A 15,872-nucleotide genomic window follows, 5' to 3' on the forward strand; every position below is an offset into this window, starting at 1 on the left:
TACTAAATCTTGCTCCCCTGGCTCAAATATTCATCTTTGCGAAACAGATCGTGTCTCGCAATTTCATTGACAAGGAGTAAATAATTAATATGTCCAGAATTGGTAAACGTCCAATTCCTTTACCAGCTAAAGTGACTGTCACTCTCGACGGTCAATCAGTTGTGGTTAAAGGCCCTAAAGGCGAACTATCCCGCGTCCTTCCCTCTGGCGTTGTCGTCATGATGGAGGGTGAAACGATTGTCGTAAATCGTGCCAATGAATCCCGCCCCGCACGGCAACAGCATGGCTTGTGCCGGACGCTGGTTGCGAATATGGTCGAAGGTGTCTCCACCGGATTTCAGAAAAAACTAGAAATCCAAGGCGTTGGTTATCGAGCCGCTGTCGATGGTCGGATCTTGACTCTCAACGTTGGTTACAGTCTTCCCGTCAAAATCGATCCGCCTGCGGGGATTACGATTGAAGTTCCGAAAGAAAAGAATACTAATGTCATCATTAGTGGTATCGATAAAGAATTAGTCGGTAATACTGCTGCCAAAATTCGCGATGTTCGCCCACCAGAAGTTTATAAAGGTAAGGGAATTCGCTATGAAGGTGAAGTTGTCCGCCGGAAAGCTGGTAAATCTGGGAAGAAATAGAACATAACATGAAATTAACTCGCAAAGAATCAGTTCAACGCCGCCACCGTCGCGTGCGTAAAGATGTCAAAGGTTCGACTGAACGACCCCGGTTGGCAGTCTTTAGATCTCTCCAACACATCTACGCTCAAGTAATCGACGACACCGAGCAACATACCCTCGCTGCGGCATCCACCCTCGAACCCGAACTCAAATCAAAATTGAGTACTGGTGCTAATATCGATGCAGCTACCGAAGTTGGTAAACTCATCGCCGAACGTGCTAAAGCCAAAGGGATCGAGCTTGTAGTATTCGATCGCGGTGGTAATCTTTATCACGGTCGCGTCAAGGCTCTCGCTGATGCTGCGCGTGAAGCTGGCTTGAATTTCTAATCGTAACTCAGTAAATATCAGATTATGGCACAAGAACAACAGGATCGACGCGGTGGCGGCGGCAGTGGTGGCGGAGATCGTCGCGGCGGTGGCGGCGGTAAAGGCGGCAGCGGTAAAGGCGGCGGCAGAGGTAAAAAAGAAGAGAAGGAAATTACCTACCAAGAACGGGTCATCCAAATCCGTCGGGTGAGCAAGGTAGTTAAGGGTGGTAAAAAGCTCAGCTTCCGGGCGATTGTCGTCATCGGCAATGAAAAAGGTGAAGTCGGTGTCGGCGTTGGTAAAGCCAGCGACGTCATCGGTGCCGTCCGTAAAGGCGTCGCCGATGGTAAAAAACATTTGATTACCATTCCGTTGACTAAATCTAATACCATTCCCCATCCGATCGTCGGTGGTGGCGGTGGTGCTAATGTGATGATGCGCCCAGCCGCTCCCGGTACGGGAGTAATTGCGGGTGGAGCCGTCCGTACCGTCTTGGAACTCGCAGGTGTCAAGAACATCCTCGCCAAACAACTCGGTTCGGGCAATCCCCTCAATAACGCCCGCGCCGCAGTCAACGCCCTCAAAACCCTTCGCAGCTTCAACCAAGTCGCTGAAGATCGCGGCTTAACCGTCGCCGATCTATTTGCATAAGAGGTGTTAGGCTTTAGGCTTTGGGCTTTAGGGTCGGATAATTTGATTAGTTGCAGACTTAGCTGTAGGGTGGGCAATGCCCACCATCTAAGTTTCAGGCATTATCGAGCCGATAATTAACTACACCCACCTAAAACCTAACCCCTAAAGTCTAATCCCTAAAACCTAAAGCCTAAAGCCTAATTAAAATGAGATTAATCGATCTAAAACCCAAAGCGGGTTCAAAACATCGCAAGCGCCGCGTCGGTCGCGGTATTGCTGCCGGACAAGGTGCTAGTGGCGGTTTCGGGATGCGGGGTCAAAAATCCCGCTCCGGTAGTCCTACCCGTCCTGGATTTGAGGGCGGTCAGATGCCCCTCTATCGGCGGTTGCCCAAACTCAAGCATTTCCCCCTGATTAACCAGAAGGAATACACCGTCATCAACGTTAGCAAACTATCAGCATTACCAGCCAATAGTGAAGTCACCCTGAAATCACTCATGGCTGCTGGGATCGTCACTACAAATGACGGCCCACTAAAGTTATTAGGTGATGGCGAACTCACGGTTGCACTCAACTGTAAAGCCGCAGCTTTCACAACTGGAGCGCGCACCAAAATCGAAGCTGCTGGCGGCAGTTGTGAAGTCATCTAAGATGCTTTCATCTAATGGATTATCGCCAATAAAACCATAGATTGACTCCAGGATTGCCGTTTAGACTAGATCGGCAGTGCTGGATTCTTTTTTTAATCCCAGAACTAACTGGAGAATTGTATACTTGAATTCATAACGGTAACAGTTCTTTATATTTCAACCTTGACATTAAATAAATTTTCAGAGGTAACTTTAGATGGACGCTAGCAGAGAAAAAGCACCATCCCCCCAAGAGACATTCGTACAGATGGCTCAAGCGGCGGGTTTGAGAGGTCGAGTTTTAGTCACCCTCGGATTGCTGATTTTAGCGCGGTTAGGTACCTTCGTACCGATTCCAGGGATCGATCGAGTCGCCTTTGCAGAGAGTATTAAAAATAGCCCGACGATTGGCTTTTTAGATATTTTCTCTGGGGGTGCATTATCCACCGTCGGCGTTTTTGCCTTGGGGATTATTCCGTATATTAACGCTTCGATTATCATTCAGTTGCTCACCACAGCACTGCCCGCTCTCGAAAAACTGCAAAAGGAAGAAGGCGAAGCCGGACGCCGGAAGATCTCCCAAATCACCCGTTATGTTGCTGTGGGTTGGGCACTAATTTACAGCTTTGGGATTTCCCAATGGCTACAAAAATATACTCTCCCCGGACATCAGGGTATTGCCTTTGTCATCGGTACGGTGTTGGCATTGACGGCGGGTTCGATGTTTGTGATGTGGATTTCCGAACTGATTACCGAGCGCGGCATTGGGAACGGTGCTTCACTATTGATTTTCTTAAACATCGTAGCTGTTTTACCTACCTCTCTCAAGGATACGATCGATCTCGCCCAAAGTGGTGACAGTTCGATCTTGACTCGAACAGTAGCGCTATTACTGGTCTTTATCGTCATGACGGTGGGGATTGTGTTCGTACAAGAAGGCACCCGCCGGATTCCGATTATTTCTGCTCGTCGTCAAGTCGGACGCAGAATCCAACGCGAACGGACTAGCTATCTGCCCCTCCGCCTCAACCAAGGTGGGGTCATGCCGATTATTTTTGCGTCTTCGGTATTGGTCTTACCGAGTGCTTTAGCATCCTTTGTCGGTACCAATGCGGGTAATAGCCCTGTTACCACTTGGGTCACGCAAGTCGCTAACTTTTTGGCTCCCGGTCAGCCAGCGCATGTGGCATTCTACGTGGTCTTGATTGTCTTTTTTAGCTATTTCTACAGTTCGTTAGTTGTCAATCCTGTGGATATGGCGCAAAACCTCAAGAAAATGGGTGCAAGTATTCCCGGTATTCGACCTGGGGTAGCGACGAGTAAGTATATTGAGGGGATCCTCTCGCGACTGACTTTACTCGGTGCGCTATTTTTAGGCATTGTCGCTACTGTCCCGACAGCGATCGAAAGTTCGCTCGGGGTGAGTACTTTTAAGGGTTTTGGCGCAACTTCGCTACTGATTTTGGTGAGTGTCGCGATCGATACTGCCAAACAGATTCAAACCCTGGTAATCTCGCAACGCTATGAAGGGATGGTAAACAATAAAGATTAGTGGATAGTGATTAGTGGATAGTGGATAGCGATTAATTCTAATTAATCCGCCCACTGTCCATACTACTCACACCCCACTATCCACTGCCTCGTTGGCGGAGCCTCTCTGAAAGAGAATCGCGCTAAACCTTCGGGGAACAGAGGCGTGCGCGAATCGCTATCCACTATCCACTCTCCACTCTCCACTTCCATGACTCGACTCATTTTTCTCGGTGCCCCAGGTGCGGGTAAAGGCACTCAAGCCCAAATCCTTGCCACTTCATGTGGTATCCCCCACATTTCCACGGGGGATATTTTGCGTGCGGAAGTTAAAGAACAGACCGCGCTGGGACAACAAGCTAAATCCTATATGGATAAAGGCGAGTTAGTCCCCGATGCGCTGCTGCTGGACATGATTCGCGGTCGCTTGAGCCAAACTGATGCGATCGAGACTGGCTGGATTTTAGATGGGTTTCCCCGCAATGTCGCTCAAGCAGAATTTTTGGATGGATTACTCGCCCAAATCGGTCAAAAATATGACAAGGCAATTAATCTCCATGTCCCTCAAGAGCGATTGGTCGTGAGATTACTCGAACGAGCTACGGTTCAAAATCGCCCAGATGACACCGAGGATGTCATTCGTAGGCGGTTAGTTGTCTACGACCAGCAAACAGCCCCGCTGATCGATTACTACCAGCGACAGGGCTTTTTCCATGAGGTGAATGGCGATTGTGAATTAACCGCAGTCACCGAGCAGTTAACCGCACTGATTGCTTGACAATTACCCAATCGGAGCACAGGTAAGTGCCAATGCGAGGGCAACTGGCACTTACCGATGCCCCGATTGCCGATATATATCGCCTTTGTGCATCACCGCCAATTTCCTAGCCCCTGTTAAAATAGAAAGAGACGTTGGATTTGGCGATCGTTGTTGTCAATATCCAAGTCATGACAAACATCATCTTTGAGGTAAATATTACTTGTCTAAACAAGATTTGATTGAAATGGAGGGCACGGTGACAGAATCCTTGCCCAATGCTATGTTTCGAGTCGATCTCGACAATGGGTTTAATGTCCTAGCTCATATCTCTGGTAAAATTCGTCGTAACTATATTAAAATCCTTCCTGGAGATCGCGTCAAATGCGAACTCACTCCTTACGATCTGAGTAAAGGGCGCATCACTTACCGACTGCGGAATAAAAAATAAGTCGAACTGTTACCGCTGGCGATCGCCACAAACAGCTATAGGTCTAGCAATACGGAATTAAAAATAGTTGCATCAGAGCCTCATGCCGCTATTTTTAGTCCGATTTCGATCTAGTCGAGCGGCTGATGGCAAAGTTGTCGCGTAATTACTACTGACAATTAATTGAAAAATGTTATAATATTAAGCTTGCAGTGTTGACCAAATTGACATGAAAGTCCGAGCGTCTGTCAAAAAGATTTGTGAAAAGTGTCGCGTCATTCGTAGACGTGGCCGGGTAATGGTGATTTGTGCCAACCCGAAACATAAACAAAGACAAGGTTAGATGACTAGTCCAGGTTGCTAGTTAGTCATCGAGAGTTATGTCTAGATCGAAAGCGATCGCGAGAAAACTCTGGCTGTGGGCGAGTTGCTTTAGTCCCAAGCCAGACTTTGTTCGATCGTCGATCGCCCATCTCAAGAGCAAAGTATAGTGGAGAAACAAGTGTGGCACGGATAGCAGGTGTAGACCTACCTCGCGACAAACGCGTGGAAATCGGTCTGACATACATCTTTGGCATTGGTCTAACCAGAGCCAAGGAAGTATTAGCAAAAACAGGTGTAAATCCGGATACGCGAGTTAAGGATTTATCCGAATCTGACGTGGCACTCCTCCGGGAGCGCGTCGAAGGTGACTACCAGATCGAAGGCGACCTCCGTCGCTGGGAATCGATGAACATCAAGCGATTGGTAGATATCGGTTCCTATCGCGGACGCAGACACCGGATGGGATTACCCGTTCGCGGTCAACGCACGCGCACCAACGCCCGCACCCGTCGCGGTCGTCGCGCCACAGTCGCAGGGAAGAAGAAAGCTCCCGGCAAGAAATAGCATGGTTCGATGGTTGTGGCAACCTAACAGCCAATTGGCGATTAGTAGCTTCAGATCTTTATCTCCACAAACATGTGGGCAATCGATCGAGACGTTACTCCTCGCCAATTAGCGTGTCTATAGCTCCTGCCCGCAACCGATTTAGACCGATGGCAAACATTGAGATTAGCGCTGATGGCTATACTACCAGCAGATTATAGTCCGATCGAGTGCCAAAAGTCCGACCATTGCTATCGACCGCTGGAGACTTCTCAAATCGCCATGCGTCGATCGATACTTCCGCAATCTAGTGGAATGCCGATCGCGCCAAACATAGACCGCAGTTGATATTTATATCGATTACCTCATTGACATTTTCCAATACATAGACCGACATGGCTCGACAACCTAGTAAAAAGACTGGCCCTAAAAAGCAAAAGCGCAATGTTCCTAACGGCGTCGCTTATATCCAGTCCACCTTCAACAATACGATCGTCACGATCTCTGATGCTAATGGAGATACGATCTCCTGGGCTTCCAGCGGATCTAGTGGCTTCAAAGGCGCGAAAAAAGGTACTCCCTTTGCCGCCCAGACAGCCGCTGAAAGTGCTGGCAAACGCGCGATGGATCAAGGGATGCGTCAGCTTGAAGTGATGGTCAGCGGGCCTGGTGCGGGTCGCGAGACAGCAATTCGCGCCCTCCAAGGTGCAGGGTTAGAAATCACCCTCATTCGCGATGTCACTCCAATTCCTCACAACGGCTGACGTCCCCCCAAACGACGCAGAGTATAGAGTAATTGCGAAGTTATAGTTCAGCAAACGGCATTGGCAATAGCGAGTAGCCGGGAGTGGGAATTATAACTTGTTAGGTTAGAAAAGTCTTACCAGCTACCAAGCGGTAATTCTGTCAAAAGTCAAATGTAAGTACAAACTGGGTAGGGAGGTCACTCTGTGGCGCAGTTTCAGATCGAGTGTGTCGAGTCTAAGACCGAGTCAAATCAAAGTCAATATAGTAAGTTTATCCTGGAACCTCTCGATCGAGGTCAAGGGACAACGATCGGCAACTCACTCCGACGGGTACTACTGTCCAACTTAGAAGGGACATGTATTACTGCGGTAAGAGTCGCTGGATTAATCAAAGACGAAAAAACTGGCGTGAAACCCGGTACGGTCAACCATGAGTTTGCAAGTTTAGTCGGTGTCCGGCAGGATGTTTTAGAACTACTGCTGAACATGAAAGAAATCAAACTCAAAAGTTACACCTCTCAACCGCAAATCGGTCGATTGAATGTCACTGGGCCAGCCGAAGTCACAACTGCTGATTTTGAATTACCTTCAGAAGTAGAAGTTGTCGATCCCAACCAATATGTAGCTACCGTCGCTGATGGTGGCAAATTGGAAATGGAGTTTCGGATCGAACGTGGCAAAGGCTATCGATCGGTTGACAAATTTCGCGAACAAGGTCTAGCAATGGATCTGCTCCAAATCGATGCTGTATTTATGCCTGTTACCCAGGTTAACTACACTACCGAAGATGTGCGGATCGATGGCGCAGTTGAAAAAGATCGTCTGATCCTCGAAATCTGGACTAATGGTAGTCTGACGCCTCAAGAAGCATTGAGCGAATCCGCCAAAATTTTGGTCGATCTCCTCAATCCCCTCAAGGACATCAGCTTGGAATCTTTCCAACCAGAATATGCCGATGAAGAAGATCCTTCTAACCAAATTCCGATCGAAGAGTTAAATCTCTCCGTCAGAGCCTACAACTGTCTCAAACGGGCACAGATTAATTCTGTTTCCGATTTGATGGGTTACACCCAAGAAGATCTCTTAGAAATTAAGAACTTCGGTCTTAAGTCCGCTGAGGAGGTTATCGAAGCTCTCGAAAAGCGACTGGGGATCAAACTCCCCCACGATAAATCAGTGAAAGTCTGAGTAGATCGGGGCGCAGTACTCGCGATCGATTAGTGGCATTGATAATATCTGTTATCATCACGAACCCGACCAAATCGCTAACTACTGTATCGCAAGACCCCAAGGGAGTTTGATCGTAACAGCATCAAGATGCGGTAGTTATTGTTCGAGATATCTCGATCGTCACAGCATCAAAGAGTTACTTTGAAGGATAGCTCGATCGTCACAGCAGTAAAAAGTAACTCGATCGTAGCAACACCATAGAACTATCATTCAAGGTAGCTCGATCGTCACAGCATCATCGAGTTGCCATTCAGAGTAACTCGATTGTCAAGCATCAGTAGCTGCTCAAGTAGCTCGATGATTAGTAAAACACAGGAGAAAAAAAATGCGTCATCGCTGTCGCGTGGCAATGCTGGGTAGACCAGCCGACCAGCGCAAAGCAATGCTACGGTCTTTGACTACCGAACTGATCCGCCACGGTCGGATCACGACAACTCTCGTCAAAGCCAAAGCAATGCGCCCAGCAGTCGAGAAGATGGTGACATTAGCCAAATCGGGGACTCTTGCAGCTCGCCGTCAGGCTATGGGATATATCTACGACAAAGATTTAGTGCATAACTTATTTGCCGAAGCTCCCGAACGCTACGGCAATAGACAGGGTGGTTACACTCGCGTCGTCCGCACGGTACCGCGTCGGGGCGACAATGCAGAAATGGCAATTATTGAAATGATGTAGCGCCAATGTACCGCCACCTGTTATTTGTGATTCAATGGCTGCTAAAAACCACAAACTCATAACTAACAGTACCGAGCGGGTGGCTCTAGTCATTCAATACACAGGTAGCAATCTGTGTGGCTGGCAAAAGCAACTTAACGGTAGGGCGGTGCAGTCTGAAATAGAACAGGCGATCGCCGCAGTACTCGGTCAACCCGTTAACATCTATGGTGCGGGACGTACCGACAGCGGCGTTCATGCGGCGGCACAAGTCGCCCATTTCGATAACCCCAGTGTGATTCCGGCAACCCGCTGGGCAGCAGTCCTCAATATGCGGTTGCCTGATGATATCGTCATCCGTGCTTCCACCGCTGTTGCTGATGATTGGCACGCTCGGTTTTCAGCTCTTTATCGTCGGTATCGGTACACCATTTATACGGCCAAACAACCTAACTTGTTCGTTCGTCCCTATACTTGGCATTACTATCAAGAGCCTTTGATTGTAGAGCGAATTCAAGCCGCTGTAGCGCCATTGCTCGGCACCCATCATCTGGCTGCCTTTCATCGGACTGATTCGGGTCGATCGCACTCCTGGGTGGAGATTCAAGATATCTGCTGCGATCGATTAGGGGACTTCATTCAGATCGAAATCCAAGCCAATGGATTTTTGTATGGCATGGTACGACTGCTAGTAGGGCTGCTAGTTCAAGTGGGAAATGGCGATTTATCAGTTGCCGAATTTACCCACATCTGGCAAACCGAACAACGATCGCTCGTTAGGCATTCCGCACCAGCTAAAGGTCTGTGTCTGCTAAGGGTTGGATATCCAGATTTTCCTTTCCCTGAGTCGATTTGGTACGATACCCAGCCGCAATTTCTCTTGCCAAAAACTTAGTCTTATTTATAGCTCTACTCGATCTTCAATGTTGGGTTTCACCTTACAGTTAGATTGAGCCAAAGTAAGCCGAACTGAAACCCAACCTACAACTCATATAAGAACGTGGAAAAAACCTACTTACCGCCAACTAATAATACGGCTGATGCCAAGTGGTACATCATCGATGCTGCCGACCAGCGCCTCGGACGGCTTGCCAGCCAGATTGCCATGATCTTGCGCGGCAAAAATAAGCCGACTTTTACCCCTCACATCGATACTGGCGATTTTGTGATCGTGATCAATGCTGAGAAAGTCGTCGTGACAGGTAAAAAAAGCACTCAGAAAGTCTACAGAAGACACTCCGGTCGTCCTGGTGGGATGAAAACTGAAGTCTTTGCTAAATTGCAAGTACGGATTCCCGAACGGATCGTCGAACAAGCTGTCAAAGGCATGTTACCAAAAAATTCGATGGGCAAACATCTGTTTACCAAGATGAATGTCTACGCAGGTACCCAGCATCCTCATGCGGCACAAAAACCTGAAGTCTTGACTGTTAACACTACTCCCGGAGCATAATCATGGAAGCAAATACCCGCGCAGTCTACTGGGGTACAGGTCGTCGGAAATCGTCGATCGCGCGAGTTCGTCTCGTCCCTGGTACTGGTAAACTAGTAGTCAACGGCAGAACTGGCGAAGACTATTTTAACTTTCAAAGTGGCTACGTCTCCGCAGCGAGATCGCCCTTGGAAACACTCGGTCTAGAAGGCGAGTATGATATCCTCGTCAACGCCCATGGCGGCGGTTTGACCGGACAATCCGATGCTGTGAAACTCGGTGTAGCTCGCGCACTGTGCGAACTCGACCCCAATAACCGCAAACCCCTTAAAGTTGAAGGTTATCTCACTCGCGACCCCCGTTGTGTCGAGCGTAAAAAATACGGTCTGCACAAAGCGCGCAAAGCTCCTCAATACTCGAAACGTTAATCAGTTCGGAGTTGGGAGTTGGGAGTTTTTAGTAGAGCGCGTTGCGCTCGGTTGACAGCATTAAAACTATTCACTCCCAACTCCCAACTACCCACTCTCAACTACCTACTCCCAACTCCTAACTCGACTCATGGCAAAAGCTGATATTCATCCTACCTGGTACCCAGACGCCAAAGTCTATTGCAACGGCGAAGTTGTGATGACTGTTGGTTCGACCAAACCAGAACTCCGCGTTGATGTTTGGTCTGGCAATCATCCCTTTTATACTGGGACGCAGAAGATCATCGATACCGAAGGTCGAGTCGATCGCTTCCTGAAAAAATATGGGATGATCGATACTACTGCACCTGCACCTGAAGCTGCTGCTGAAGAACAGAAATAGCTCAAATAATCTAAAAAACCTAGAGGTGCGATCTGTTGATTTCGCGTCTCTAGGTTTTTCAATATTTATAAAAACTGATTATTCAAATCCCTAAAACCTAACACCTAAAGCCTAAAACCTAAAATTATGGCAGAATCATATTTACTCGATAAACTCAAATCCGTCGAACAAACATTTCACGAACTAACTCGCAAACTCGGCGATCCAGATATCGCCAGAGACGCCAGCGAAATGCAACGGATTGGCAAAGCTCGCGCCGCACTCGAAGACGTCGTTGAAACCTTCGATAAATGGAAGCAAGCTCAAGAAGATTTAGTCGGAGCTAGAGAGATCGTCAAAGAGTCGGGAAACGATCTCGAACTCCAAGCAATGGCAACTCTAGAAGCTAAAGAACTCGAAGCACAAAGCGAAGAACTCGAACGCAAACTCAAAGTTTTACTATTACCTAAAGATCCTAATGATGATAAAAATATCATGTTAGAAATTCGGGCGGGTACTGGTGGCGATGAAGCCGGGATTTGGGCGGGCGACTTGGTGCGGATGTATTCGCGCTATGCGGAAACCCAAAACTGGAAAGTCAAGCTAGTGAGCGAAACTTTAGCAGAAATGGGCGGCTTTAAAGAAGCAGTCTTAGAAGTCCAGGGCGACCAGGTGTATAGTCAACTCAAGTTTGAGGCTGGCGTTCATCGGGTGCAACGTGTGCCTCTAACTGAGTCTGGCGGACGCGTGCATACATCCACCGCGACGGTGGCAATTATGCCCGAAGTCGATGAAGTCGAGATCTTTATCGATCCCAAAGATATCGAAATGAGTACCGCTCGATCGGGTGGTGCTGGCGGACAAAACGTGAACAAGGTCGAAACCGCAGCGGATCTATTCCACAAGCCGACGGGAATTCGGATCTTTTGTACTGAAGAACGATCGCAGCGGCAGAATAAAGAACGCGCGATGCAAATTTTGCGGGCAAAATTATACGATATCAAACTGCGCGAACAGCAAGAGGAAGTCACCTCGATGCGGCGATCGCAAGTCGGTACTGGTTCTCGATCGGAAAAAATCCGTACTTATAACTATAAGGACAACCGCGCCACCGACCACCGTTTAGGGCATAATTTTGGGCTGGAGAAGGTGTTATCTGGCGATCTGGAGGAAGTTATTCAAAGTTGTATCTCTCAAGACCAACAGGAGCGGTTAGCCGAGCTAGCGGCCTCTACAGGGGGTTAATGCGCGATCGCATGTGTAGGTTGGGTTTCAGAACTCGACCCAACCTATACAAATATCGCTTGTAAGGTTGTTGGGTTTTGCTGTACCTCCGGTAGGCTTCGCCAACGCGCAACCCAACCTACGCATGGCTAACTGTTAGGTTTGACATTCGTTCGACTCAACCTACAATTCGATCGGTGTAACCACGTACGCGGGAATCTCTTCGTTCGGGTAAAATAATGGGAGCGCAACAGTCAGCGGCAGTGAGCTGGGGTTTGGTGCGGACTCGTTGGAAATATGCTGATGATAAATGCTGTAGCTACACCACCGCCAATAGTGAGCGAGCCATCGCCAGCAACGGATACCAAAAATCTGCGGATCGATCGCATTGATGCGATCGTCAATCAGCGTCCATCCATTCAAATAAATCTCGATGGCGCGATCGATCCGCAGCAGCAACGGGCGGTAAGTGTAGAGCTGTGGCTGTTGCCATTTGATGCGACACTCAAATTATTAGAAATTCAGCACCGACAGCTCCCCAGTGGCGAAATCGAGCTGACATCGCCGTATTTACTAGTCCGCATTCAGCCGCGTCAATGGCAATCGCATCCTCAGTTGGGACGGGTAATTTCGATCGGCGAACTCCGCAAATTACCAGGTTTGAAAATTGACTGGGAACAGCGGTCTGGTAAGTTAAATCGCCAAGAAGTCACGCTCAAATTTGGCTACACTCTGCCCAAGGAGCGACCTCAAGCTGTGGTAACACCAGCACCAGTGAGTTTAGAAGGATTGACCGCGATCGATCCGCCTACAGCCAGTCTCAGTGCCATCCAGCAGCGAGTCAATCTCAGCGGCTCGACGAATAATCAACTCAATACTCAGGGTGAATTCAAATCAGTCGGGACGGTATTGGGTTCTAGCTGGTATTTACGTGTCGAGCAACCTAAACTTGCCAATCTCCTCACTTGGGGATTAAGCGATGCGGTAATCATCAATCAAACTGGTAGTTCGGACTGGATTTCTGGCTCTCAAAGTCCATTTTGGCGCAGACAGGGAAATCCGACGGGAGCCTATTGGGGCGTCACTACAATTCAGCGCCAAGGGTTTACGCCACCGACATCCTTGACTGGGGGCGACTTTTTGCCAAACGATCGATTGCAATCGAGTCGGTTGGGGCGAACTGTGATCGGACAGGCGCAGCCGGGGACGGTGGTGCGGCTGATTCGGGGTTTTAATACCAATGTTGTCGGTCAGATTTTGGTGGATAGTTCGCGGGTGTTTCGGTTTGAGAATGTGCCTGTTAGTAATGAGGGTGAGTTTGGGAGTAATTATCGGTTGCTGCTCTATCCGAATGGGCAACTTACAGCCGATCCGCAAGTGCGAGAGGTAACATTTACGACCGTACCCGGTCAATTACCTAGTGGTGCGGGGGCGTTTATCGTGTCTGCGGGGACGAATTACAATCGGGGTGCGAATGAATTTATCGGCAAATTTGATGGGTTGCAGGGTGGGGTCGCTTATCGGCGGGGGATTAGTGAATCTTTGACTCTGGGTGGAGGACTAGTGAGCGATCCGTTAGCGGTGCGCGGTGTCGGGGAAGTGTTTTGGCAACCGACGGGGGTGCCGCTTCAGGCTTCAGTTTCAGCAGTTACAGGCGATCGCTGGGATCTGGTTAGTAGTGTCAATTATCAGCCAGCGCCTAATTTCAATGCCAATTTTAGCAGCGATAAATTTTCCAGTCGCGCGGATCTTAATTGGCTGGTAACGCCTCAACTGACTGCTACTAGCAAATATGATAGTTTGTCTGGAGTCGCGATCGGCGGTAACTATAATTTTAGTGTCGCACCCAATAGCAGTAGCAATCTTCAGGGGACGCTGGATAGTAAATCCTTTTTGCGCTGGAGTGCCAGCCATCAGCAGAATAATTGGCACATTGGTTTGCAGGGGAATGAAATTAGCCTCAACTCAGAAGTGAGTTATCAACTCCCATCTACGACAGGAAGTACCCAAAATATCGTTGCCAATTATCAATCTACTTATGCAGGTGCGCCAACGACGCTGGGGCAATTGATCTGGCGGTATCAATCAACGATCCTACAATCCGAGCTAGGCTACGGCTGGAGCGGCTTCGGGCGCGGGGCAAATGCAGGCTTGGGGATTACCTTAGCGCCCGGTTTACAATTAATGGGGCGTTATCAGGGGATTTCAGCTTTTACCAATCGGGAGAACTTTTCGCTGGAATTACAATCAACGCTCGATTTTCAAGGCGGGAGTGTGGCGACGACGCAGGTAGAAGATCTGCGGACGCGCGGTGGTATCGTCATCCAACCATTTTTCGATCGCAATGGTAATGGCAAGCAAGATCCTGGCGAAGAGAGTTACTGGCATCCCGAATTAGTCACCCTCGATAACAAAGCCCTCAATCCCAGTCAGACAACCCAACTCCCAGATCGCGTCGAAATCCGCAGCCTACCGGGTAGCTATCGCCTCGATCTCAATCCCGTGCGCCTCCCTCCTGGCTGGCGGAATGCGATGACAGATGCGATGGGTAAACCGCTGGTATCCTTGCGAGTAAATGTGGCTTTAGGTAGTTATACAGCCATTCCCTTACCGTTAATACCGATCTATAAAGTCACTGGAGTTGTCTCCGATGCGCTGGGTAAACCTCGTCCCAACGCTGAAGTTACCGCCGTGCAGATCTCCGGTACCAAAGTACGCCGAACCACTTCTCAAGCTGATGGTAGATATGAGTTTACCGATTTGGGTTTTGGGGATTACGAGATCTCGACTCCCGGACAATTGCAACCTACCAAAATCGCGATCGTGGCAAGTTCTCCCGTGCTTCAGCGGTTCGATCTCCAACAAACTGCTGTTAGCCATGTAATCTCACAGCACAGACTAGCGATCGACAACTGTGGAATAATGGTCTTTATTAACTGCTGGTAAGACTTTAAATTGTCACGACAGTCGATCGCATTTTCGTTATTAATAACTGGATCGGCATGATGATTCTAAATAATATAAATTAGCTATAACCTTTGTGGTGGCCAGTGCCCACCCTACTATTAACTACTATTAACTAACTAATTAATATAACAACCTAATCTATATGTCATTATTAACTCATTCATTAATCCTGGCTGATGTAGCTCCTGGTGCTGGCTACACTAGGAATTTCAGCACCTGTTTCAAAATTAGTAACTTAAATAAGTACCCAAATTATCTATTTTTTGCTCGGACTGGAAGCGAAATTAGTTTGACACCTACTGGGGCTTATGTCCAGATGCAACCGGATCGCTGTTTGCCGCTTGCTGGTTATCGTGTCGTCGCAAATATAACGGCGATCGAGAAAAATAAAGTCAAACCCAGCGATCTCAAAACTACTAGCTCTGGCAGAACTTTGCAGAATTCTAAATTGCAAAAGACCTTAATTAAAAGTACTCAAAGTATCCAGCAGCCCCACTCTGTTCCAATTATTAATGAAGGAAAACAAATTGAAACTATTTATAAAATTCAGTCGCTAGATCGTCAGGGATTAAAATTAGCGCCAGTCAGTTCTTCAGCGCCGCCAATGCTGAATTTCTTAATCTTTCCAGCGATCGGCATCGCAATTTTAGGATGGGTACTGTGGCAACGCAATCGCAAAATTATCGAGCAGTAGATCTAATATGGGGAATCGCGATCGTCTTAGTCAGTGCGATCTGTGCTATTATCGTTCCACTAACTACTTATGCTGCAACTTTAGCTACTTTTGGTATCGCCCATGTGGCGATCGAATTGCGATATATTCATAGTCGCTTTAATCGACGATTGAATCGCAAAACCATCCCTTGGTTAATCGCCTTGGTATTAGCGATCGCGACAATTCGCTGCGTGAGTATATGGGGATTTATCCCTAGTAACATCGCTCAATTACTCGAACTTGGATGTGGATTAGGATTAGTGACGATCGCGACTCATTATCT

The 15,872-nt window shown here is 48.2% G+C and carries 21 protein-coding genes; all 21 read left to right on the plus strand.

From position 1 onward, the window contains the following. The first annotated feature begins 89 nt into the window (after positions 1-89). Positions 90-635 carry a 50S ribosomal protein L6 gene (rplF, locus tag RMO35_RS02555; RefSeq protein ID WP_309738357.1) on the plus strand — a complete coding sequence of 182 codons (546 nt, stop codon included), beginning with the start codon at positions 90-92 and terminating at the stop codon, positions 633-635. Between the two features lie 8 nt (positions 636-643). Next, complete coding sequence (gene rplR / locus RMO35_RS02560; RefSeq protein WP_309738358.1) at positions 644-1,006, plus strand: 50S ribosomal protein L18; 363 nt, start codon at positions 644-646, stop codon at positions 1,004-1,006. A 24-nt stretch (positions 1,007-1,030) separates the two neighbouring features. After that, the gene (rpsE, locus tag RMO35_RS02565) at positions 1,031-1,636 is read left to right on the plus strand and encodes a 30S ribosomal protein S5 (RefSeq protein WP_309738359.1); all 606 of its coding nucleotides are present in this window, start codon (positions 1,031-1,033) and stop codon (positions 1,634-1,636) included. A gap of 188 nt (positions 1,637-1,824) precedes the next feature. After that, a complete protein-coding gene (rplO, locus tag RMO35_RS02570; protein ID WP_309738360.1) occupies positions 1,825-2,268 on the plus strand; it encodes a 50S ribosomal protein L15 in 444 nt (147 codons plus the stop codon). 196 nt (positions 2,269-2,464) lie between these two features. After that, on the plus strand, positions 2,465-3,799 hold the full coding sequence (secY, locus tag RMO35_RS02575) for a preprotein translocase subunit SecY (protein ID WP_309738361.1): 1,335 nt from the start codon (positions 2,465-2,467) through the stop codon (positions 3,797-3,799). A 189-nt stretch (positions 3,800-3,988) separates the two neighbouring features. After that, positions 3,989-4,555: an adenylate kinase gene (locus tag RMO35_RS02580; RefSeq protein WP_309738362.1), complete on the plus strand. Its 567-nt coding sequence runs from the start codon at positions 3,989-3,991 to the stop codon at positions 4,553-4,555. A gap of 202 nt (positions 4,556-4,757) precedes the next feature. After that, positions 4,758-4,985, plus strand: coding sequence for a translation initiation factor IF-1 (gene infA / locus RMO35_RS02585; protein WP_295616782.1), 228 nt, complete (start codon positions 4,758-4,760; stop codon positions 4,983-4,985). 208 nt (positions 4,986-5,193) lie between these two features. Continuing rightward, complete coding sequence (gene rpmJ / locus RMO35_RS02590; protein WP_015161734.1) at positions 5,194-5,307, plus strand: 50S ribosomal protein L36; 114 nt, start codon at positions 5,194-5,196, stop codon at positions 5,305-5,307. Between the two features lie 161 nt (positions 5,308-5,468). After that, positions 5,469-5,852, plus strand: coding sequence for a 30S ribosomal protein S13 (gene rpsM / locus RMO35_RS02595; protein WP_309738365.1), 384 nt, complete (start codon positions 5,469-5,471; stop codon positions 5,850-5,852). A 174-nt stretch (positions 5,853-6,026) separates the two neighbouring features. Continuing rightward, entirely contained in the window at positions 6,027-6,179 is a 153-nt protein-coding gene (locus tag RMO35_RS02600) for a hypothetical protein (protein WP_309738366.1), read from the plus strand. A 47-nt stretch (positions 6,180-6,226) separates the two neighbouring features. Continuing rightward, the gene (gene rpsK, locus RMO35_RS02605; protein ID WP_309738368.1) at positions 6,227-6,595 is read left to right on the plus strand and encodes a 30S ribosomal protein S11; all 369 of its coding nucleotides are present in this window, start codon (positions 6,227-6,229) and stop codon (positions 6,593-6,595) included. Between the two features lie 186 nt (positions 6,596-6,781). Next, the gene (locus RMO35_RS02610; RefSeq protein ID WP_309738369.1) at positions 6,782-7,765 is read left to right on the plus strand and encodes a DNA-directed RNA polymerase subunit alpha; all 984 of its coding nucleotides are present in this window, start codon (positions 6,782-6,784) and stop codon (positions 7,763-7,765) included. Between the two features lie 367 nt (positions 7,766-8,132). Beyond that, entirely contained in the window at positions 8,133-8,483 is a 351-nt protein-coding gene (gene rplQ / locus RMO35_RS02615; protein WP_309738370.1) for a 50S ribosomal protein L17, read from the plus strand. A gap of 34 nt (positions 8,484-8,517) precedes the next feature. Continuing rightward, a complete protein-coding gene (gene truA, locus RMO35_RS02620; protein WP_309738372.1) occupies positions 8,518-9,357 on the plus strand; it encodes a tRNA pseudouridine(38-40) synthase TruA in 840 nt (279 codons plus the stop codon). Between the two features lie 105 nt (positions 9,358-9,462). Continuing rightward, entirely contained in the window at positions 9,463-9,915 is a 453-nt protein-coding gene (gene rplM / locus RMO35_RS02625) for a 50S ribosomal protein L13 (RefSeq protein ID WP_309738373.1), read from the plus strand. Between the two features lie 2 nt (positions 9,916-9,917). Next, entirely contained in the window at positions 9,918-10,322 is a 405-nt protein-coding gene (gene rpsI / locus RMO35_RS02630) for a 30S ribosomal protein S9 (RefSeq protein WP_309738374.1), read from the plus strand. Positions 10,323-10,452: 130 nt separating this feature from the next. Then, positions 10,453-10,704 carry a 50S ribosomal protein L31 gene (gene rpmE, locus RMO35_RS02635; RefSeq protein WP_309738375.1) on the plus strand — a complete coding sequence of 84 codons (252 nt, stop codon included), beginning with the start codon at positions 10,453-10,455 and terminating at the stop codon, positions 10,702-10,704. Positions 10,705-10,830: 126 nt separating this feature from the next. Then, positions 10,831-11,928, plus strand: coding sequence for a peptide chain release factor 1 (gene prfA / locus RMO35_RS02640; protein WP_309738376.1), 1,098 nt, complete (start codon positions 10,831-10,833; stop codon positions 11,926-11,928). Positions 11,929-12,210: 282 nt separating this feature from the next. Further along, the gene (locus RMO35_RS02645) at positions 12,211-14,853 is read left to right on the plus strand and encodes a carboxypeptidase-like regulatory domain-containing protein (RefSeq protein ID WP_309738377.1); all 2,643 of its coding nucleotides are present in this window, start codon (positions 12,211-12,213) and stop codon (positions 14,851-14,853) included. A gap of 163 nt (positions 14,854-15,016) precedes the next feature. Next, positions 15,017-15,568 carry a hypothetical protein gene (locus RMO35_RS02650; RefSeq protein WP_309738378.1) on the plus strand — a complete coding sequence of 184 codons (552 nt, stop codon included), beginning with the start codon at positions 15,017-15,019 and terminating at the stop codon, positions 15,566-15,568. Beyond that, the coding region (locus RMO35_RS02655; protein ID WP_309738379.1) for a hypothetical protein at positions 15,535-15,872 on the plus strand (338 nt) is incomplete at its 3' end. The genes RMO35_RS02650 and RMO35_RS02655, both read left to right, overlap by 34 nt.

The organism is Chamaesiphon sp. OTE_20_metabat_361 (assembly GCF_031364565.1).

What these genes read in the sequence shown, in the direction of transcription:
- rplF (WP_309738357.1), top strand. Translation starts at nt 90, where the DNA reads ATGTCCAGAATTGGTAAACGTCCAATTCCTTTACCAGCTAAAGTGACT.
- rplR (WP_309738358.1), top strand. Translation starts at nt 644, where the DNA reads ATGAAATTAACTCGCAAAGAATCAGTTCAACGCCGCCACCGTCGCGTG.
- rpsE (WP_309738359.1), top strand. Translation starts at nt 1,031, where the DNA reads ATGGCACAAGAACAACAGGATCGACGCGGTGGCGGCGGCAGTGGTGGC.
- rplO (WP_309738360.1), top strand. Translation starts at nt 1,825, where the DNA reads ATGAGATTAATCGATCTAAAACCCAAAGCGGGTTCAAAACATCGCAAG.
- secY (WP_309738361.1), top strand. Translation starts at nt 2,465, where the DNA reads ATGGACGCTAGCAGAGAAAAAGCACCATCCCCCCAAGAGACATTCGTA.
- RMO35_RS02580 (WP_309738362.1), top strand. Translation starts at nt 3,989, where the DNA reads ATGACTCGACTCATTTTTCTCGGTGCCCCAGGTGCGGGTAAAGGCACT.
- rpmJ (WP_015161734.1), top strand. Translation starts at nt 5,194, where the DNA reads ATGAAAGTCCGAGCGTCTGTCAAAAAGATTTGTGAAAAGTGTCGCGTC.
- RMO35_RS02600 (WP_309738366.1), top strand. Translation starts at nt 6,027, where the DNA reads ATGGCTATACTACCAGCAGATTATAGTCCGATCGAGTGCCAAAAGTCC.
- rpsK (WP_309738368.1), top strand. Translation starts at nt 6,227, where the DNA reads ATGGCTCGACAACCTAGTAAAAAGACTGGCCCTAAAAAGCAAAAGCGC.
- rplQ (WP_309738370.1), top strand. Translation starts at nt 8,133, where the DNA reads ATGCGTCATCGCTGTCGCGTGGCAATGCTGGGTAGACCAGCCGACCAG.
- truA (WP_309738372.1), top strand. Translation starts at nt 8,518, where the DNA reads ATGGCTGCTAAAAACCACAAACTCATAACTAACAGTACCGAGCGGGTG.
- rpsI (WP_309738374.1), top strand. Translation starts at nt 9,918, where the DNA reads ATGGAAGCAAATACCCGCGCAGTCTACTGGGGTACAGGTCGTCGGAAA.
- rpmE (WP_309738375.1), top strand. Translation starts at nt 10,453, where the DNA reads ATGGCAAAAGCTGATATTCATCCTACCTGGTACCCAGACGCCAAAGTC.
- prfA (WP_309738376.1), top strand. Translation starts at nt 10,831, where the DNA reads ATGGCAGAATCATATTTACTCGATAAACTCAAATCCGTCGAACAAACA.
- RMO35_RS02645 (WP_309738377.1), top strand. Translation starts at nt 12,211, where the DNA reads ATGATAAATGCTGTAGCTACACCACCGCCAATAGTGAGCGAGCCATCG.
- RMO35_RS02650 (WP_309738378.1), top strand. Translation starts at nt 15,017, where the DNA reads ATGTCATTATTAACTCATTCATTAATCCTGGCTGATGTAGCTCCTGGT.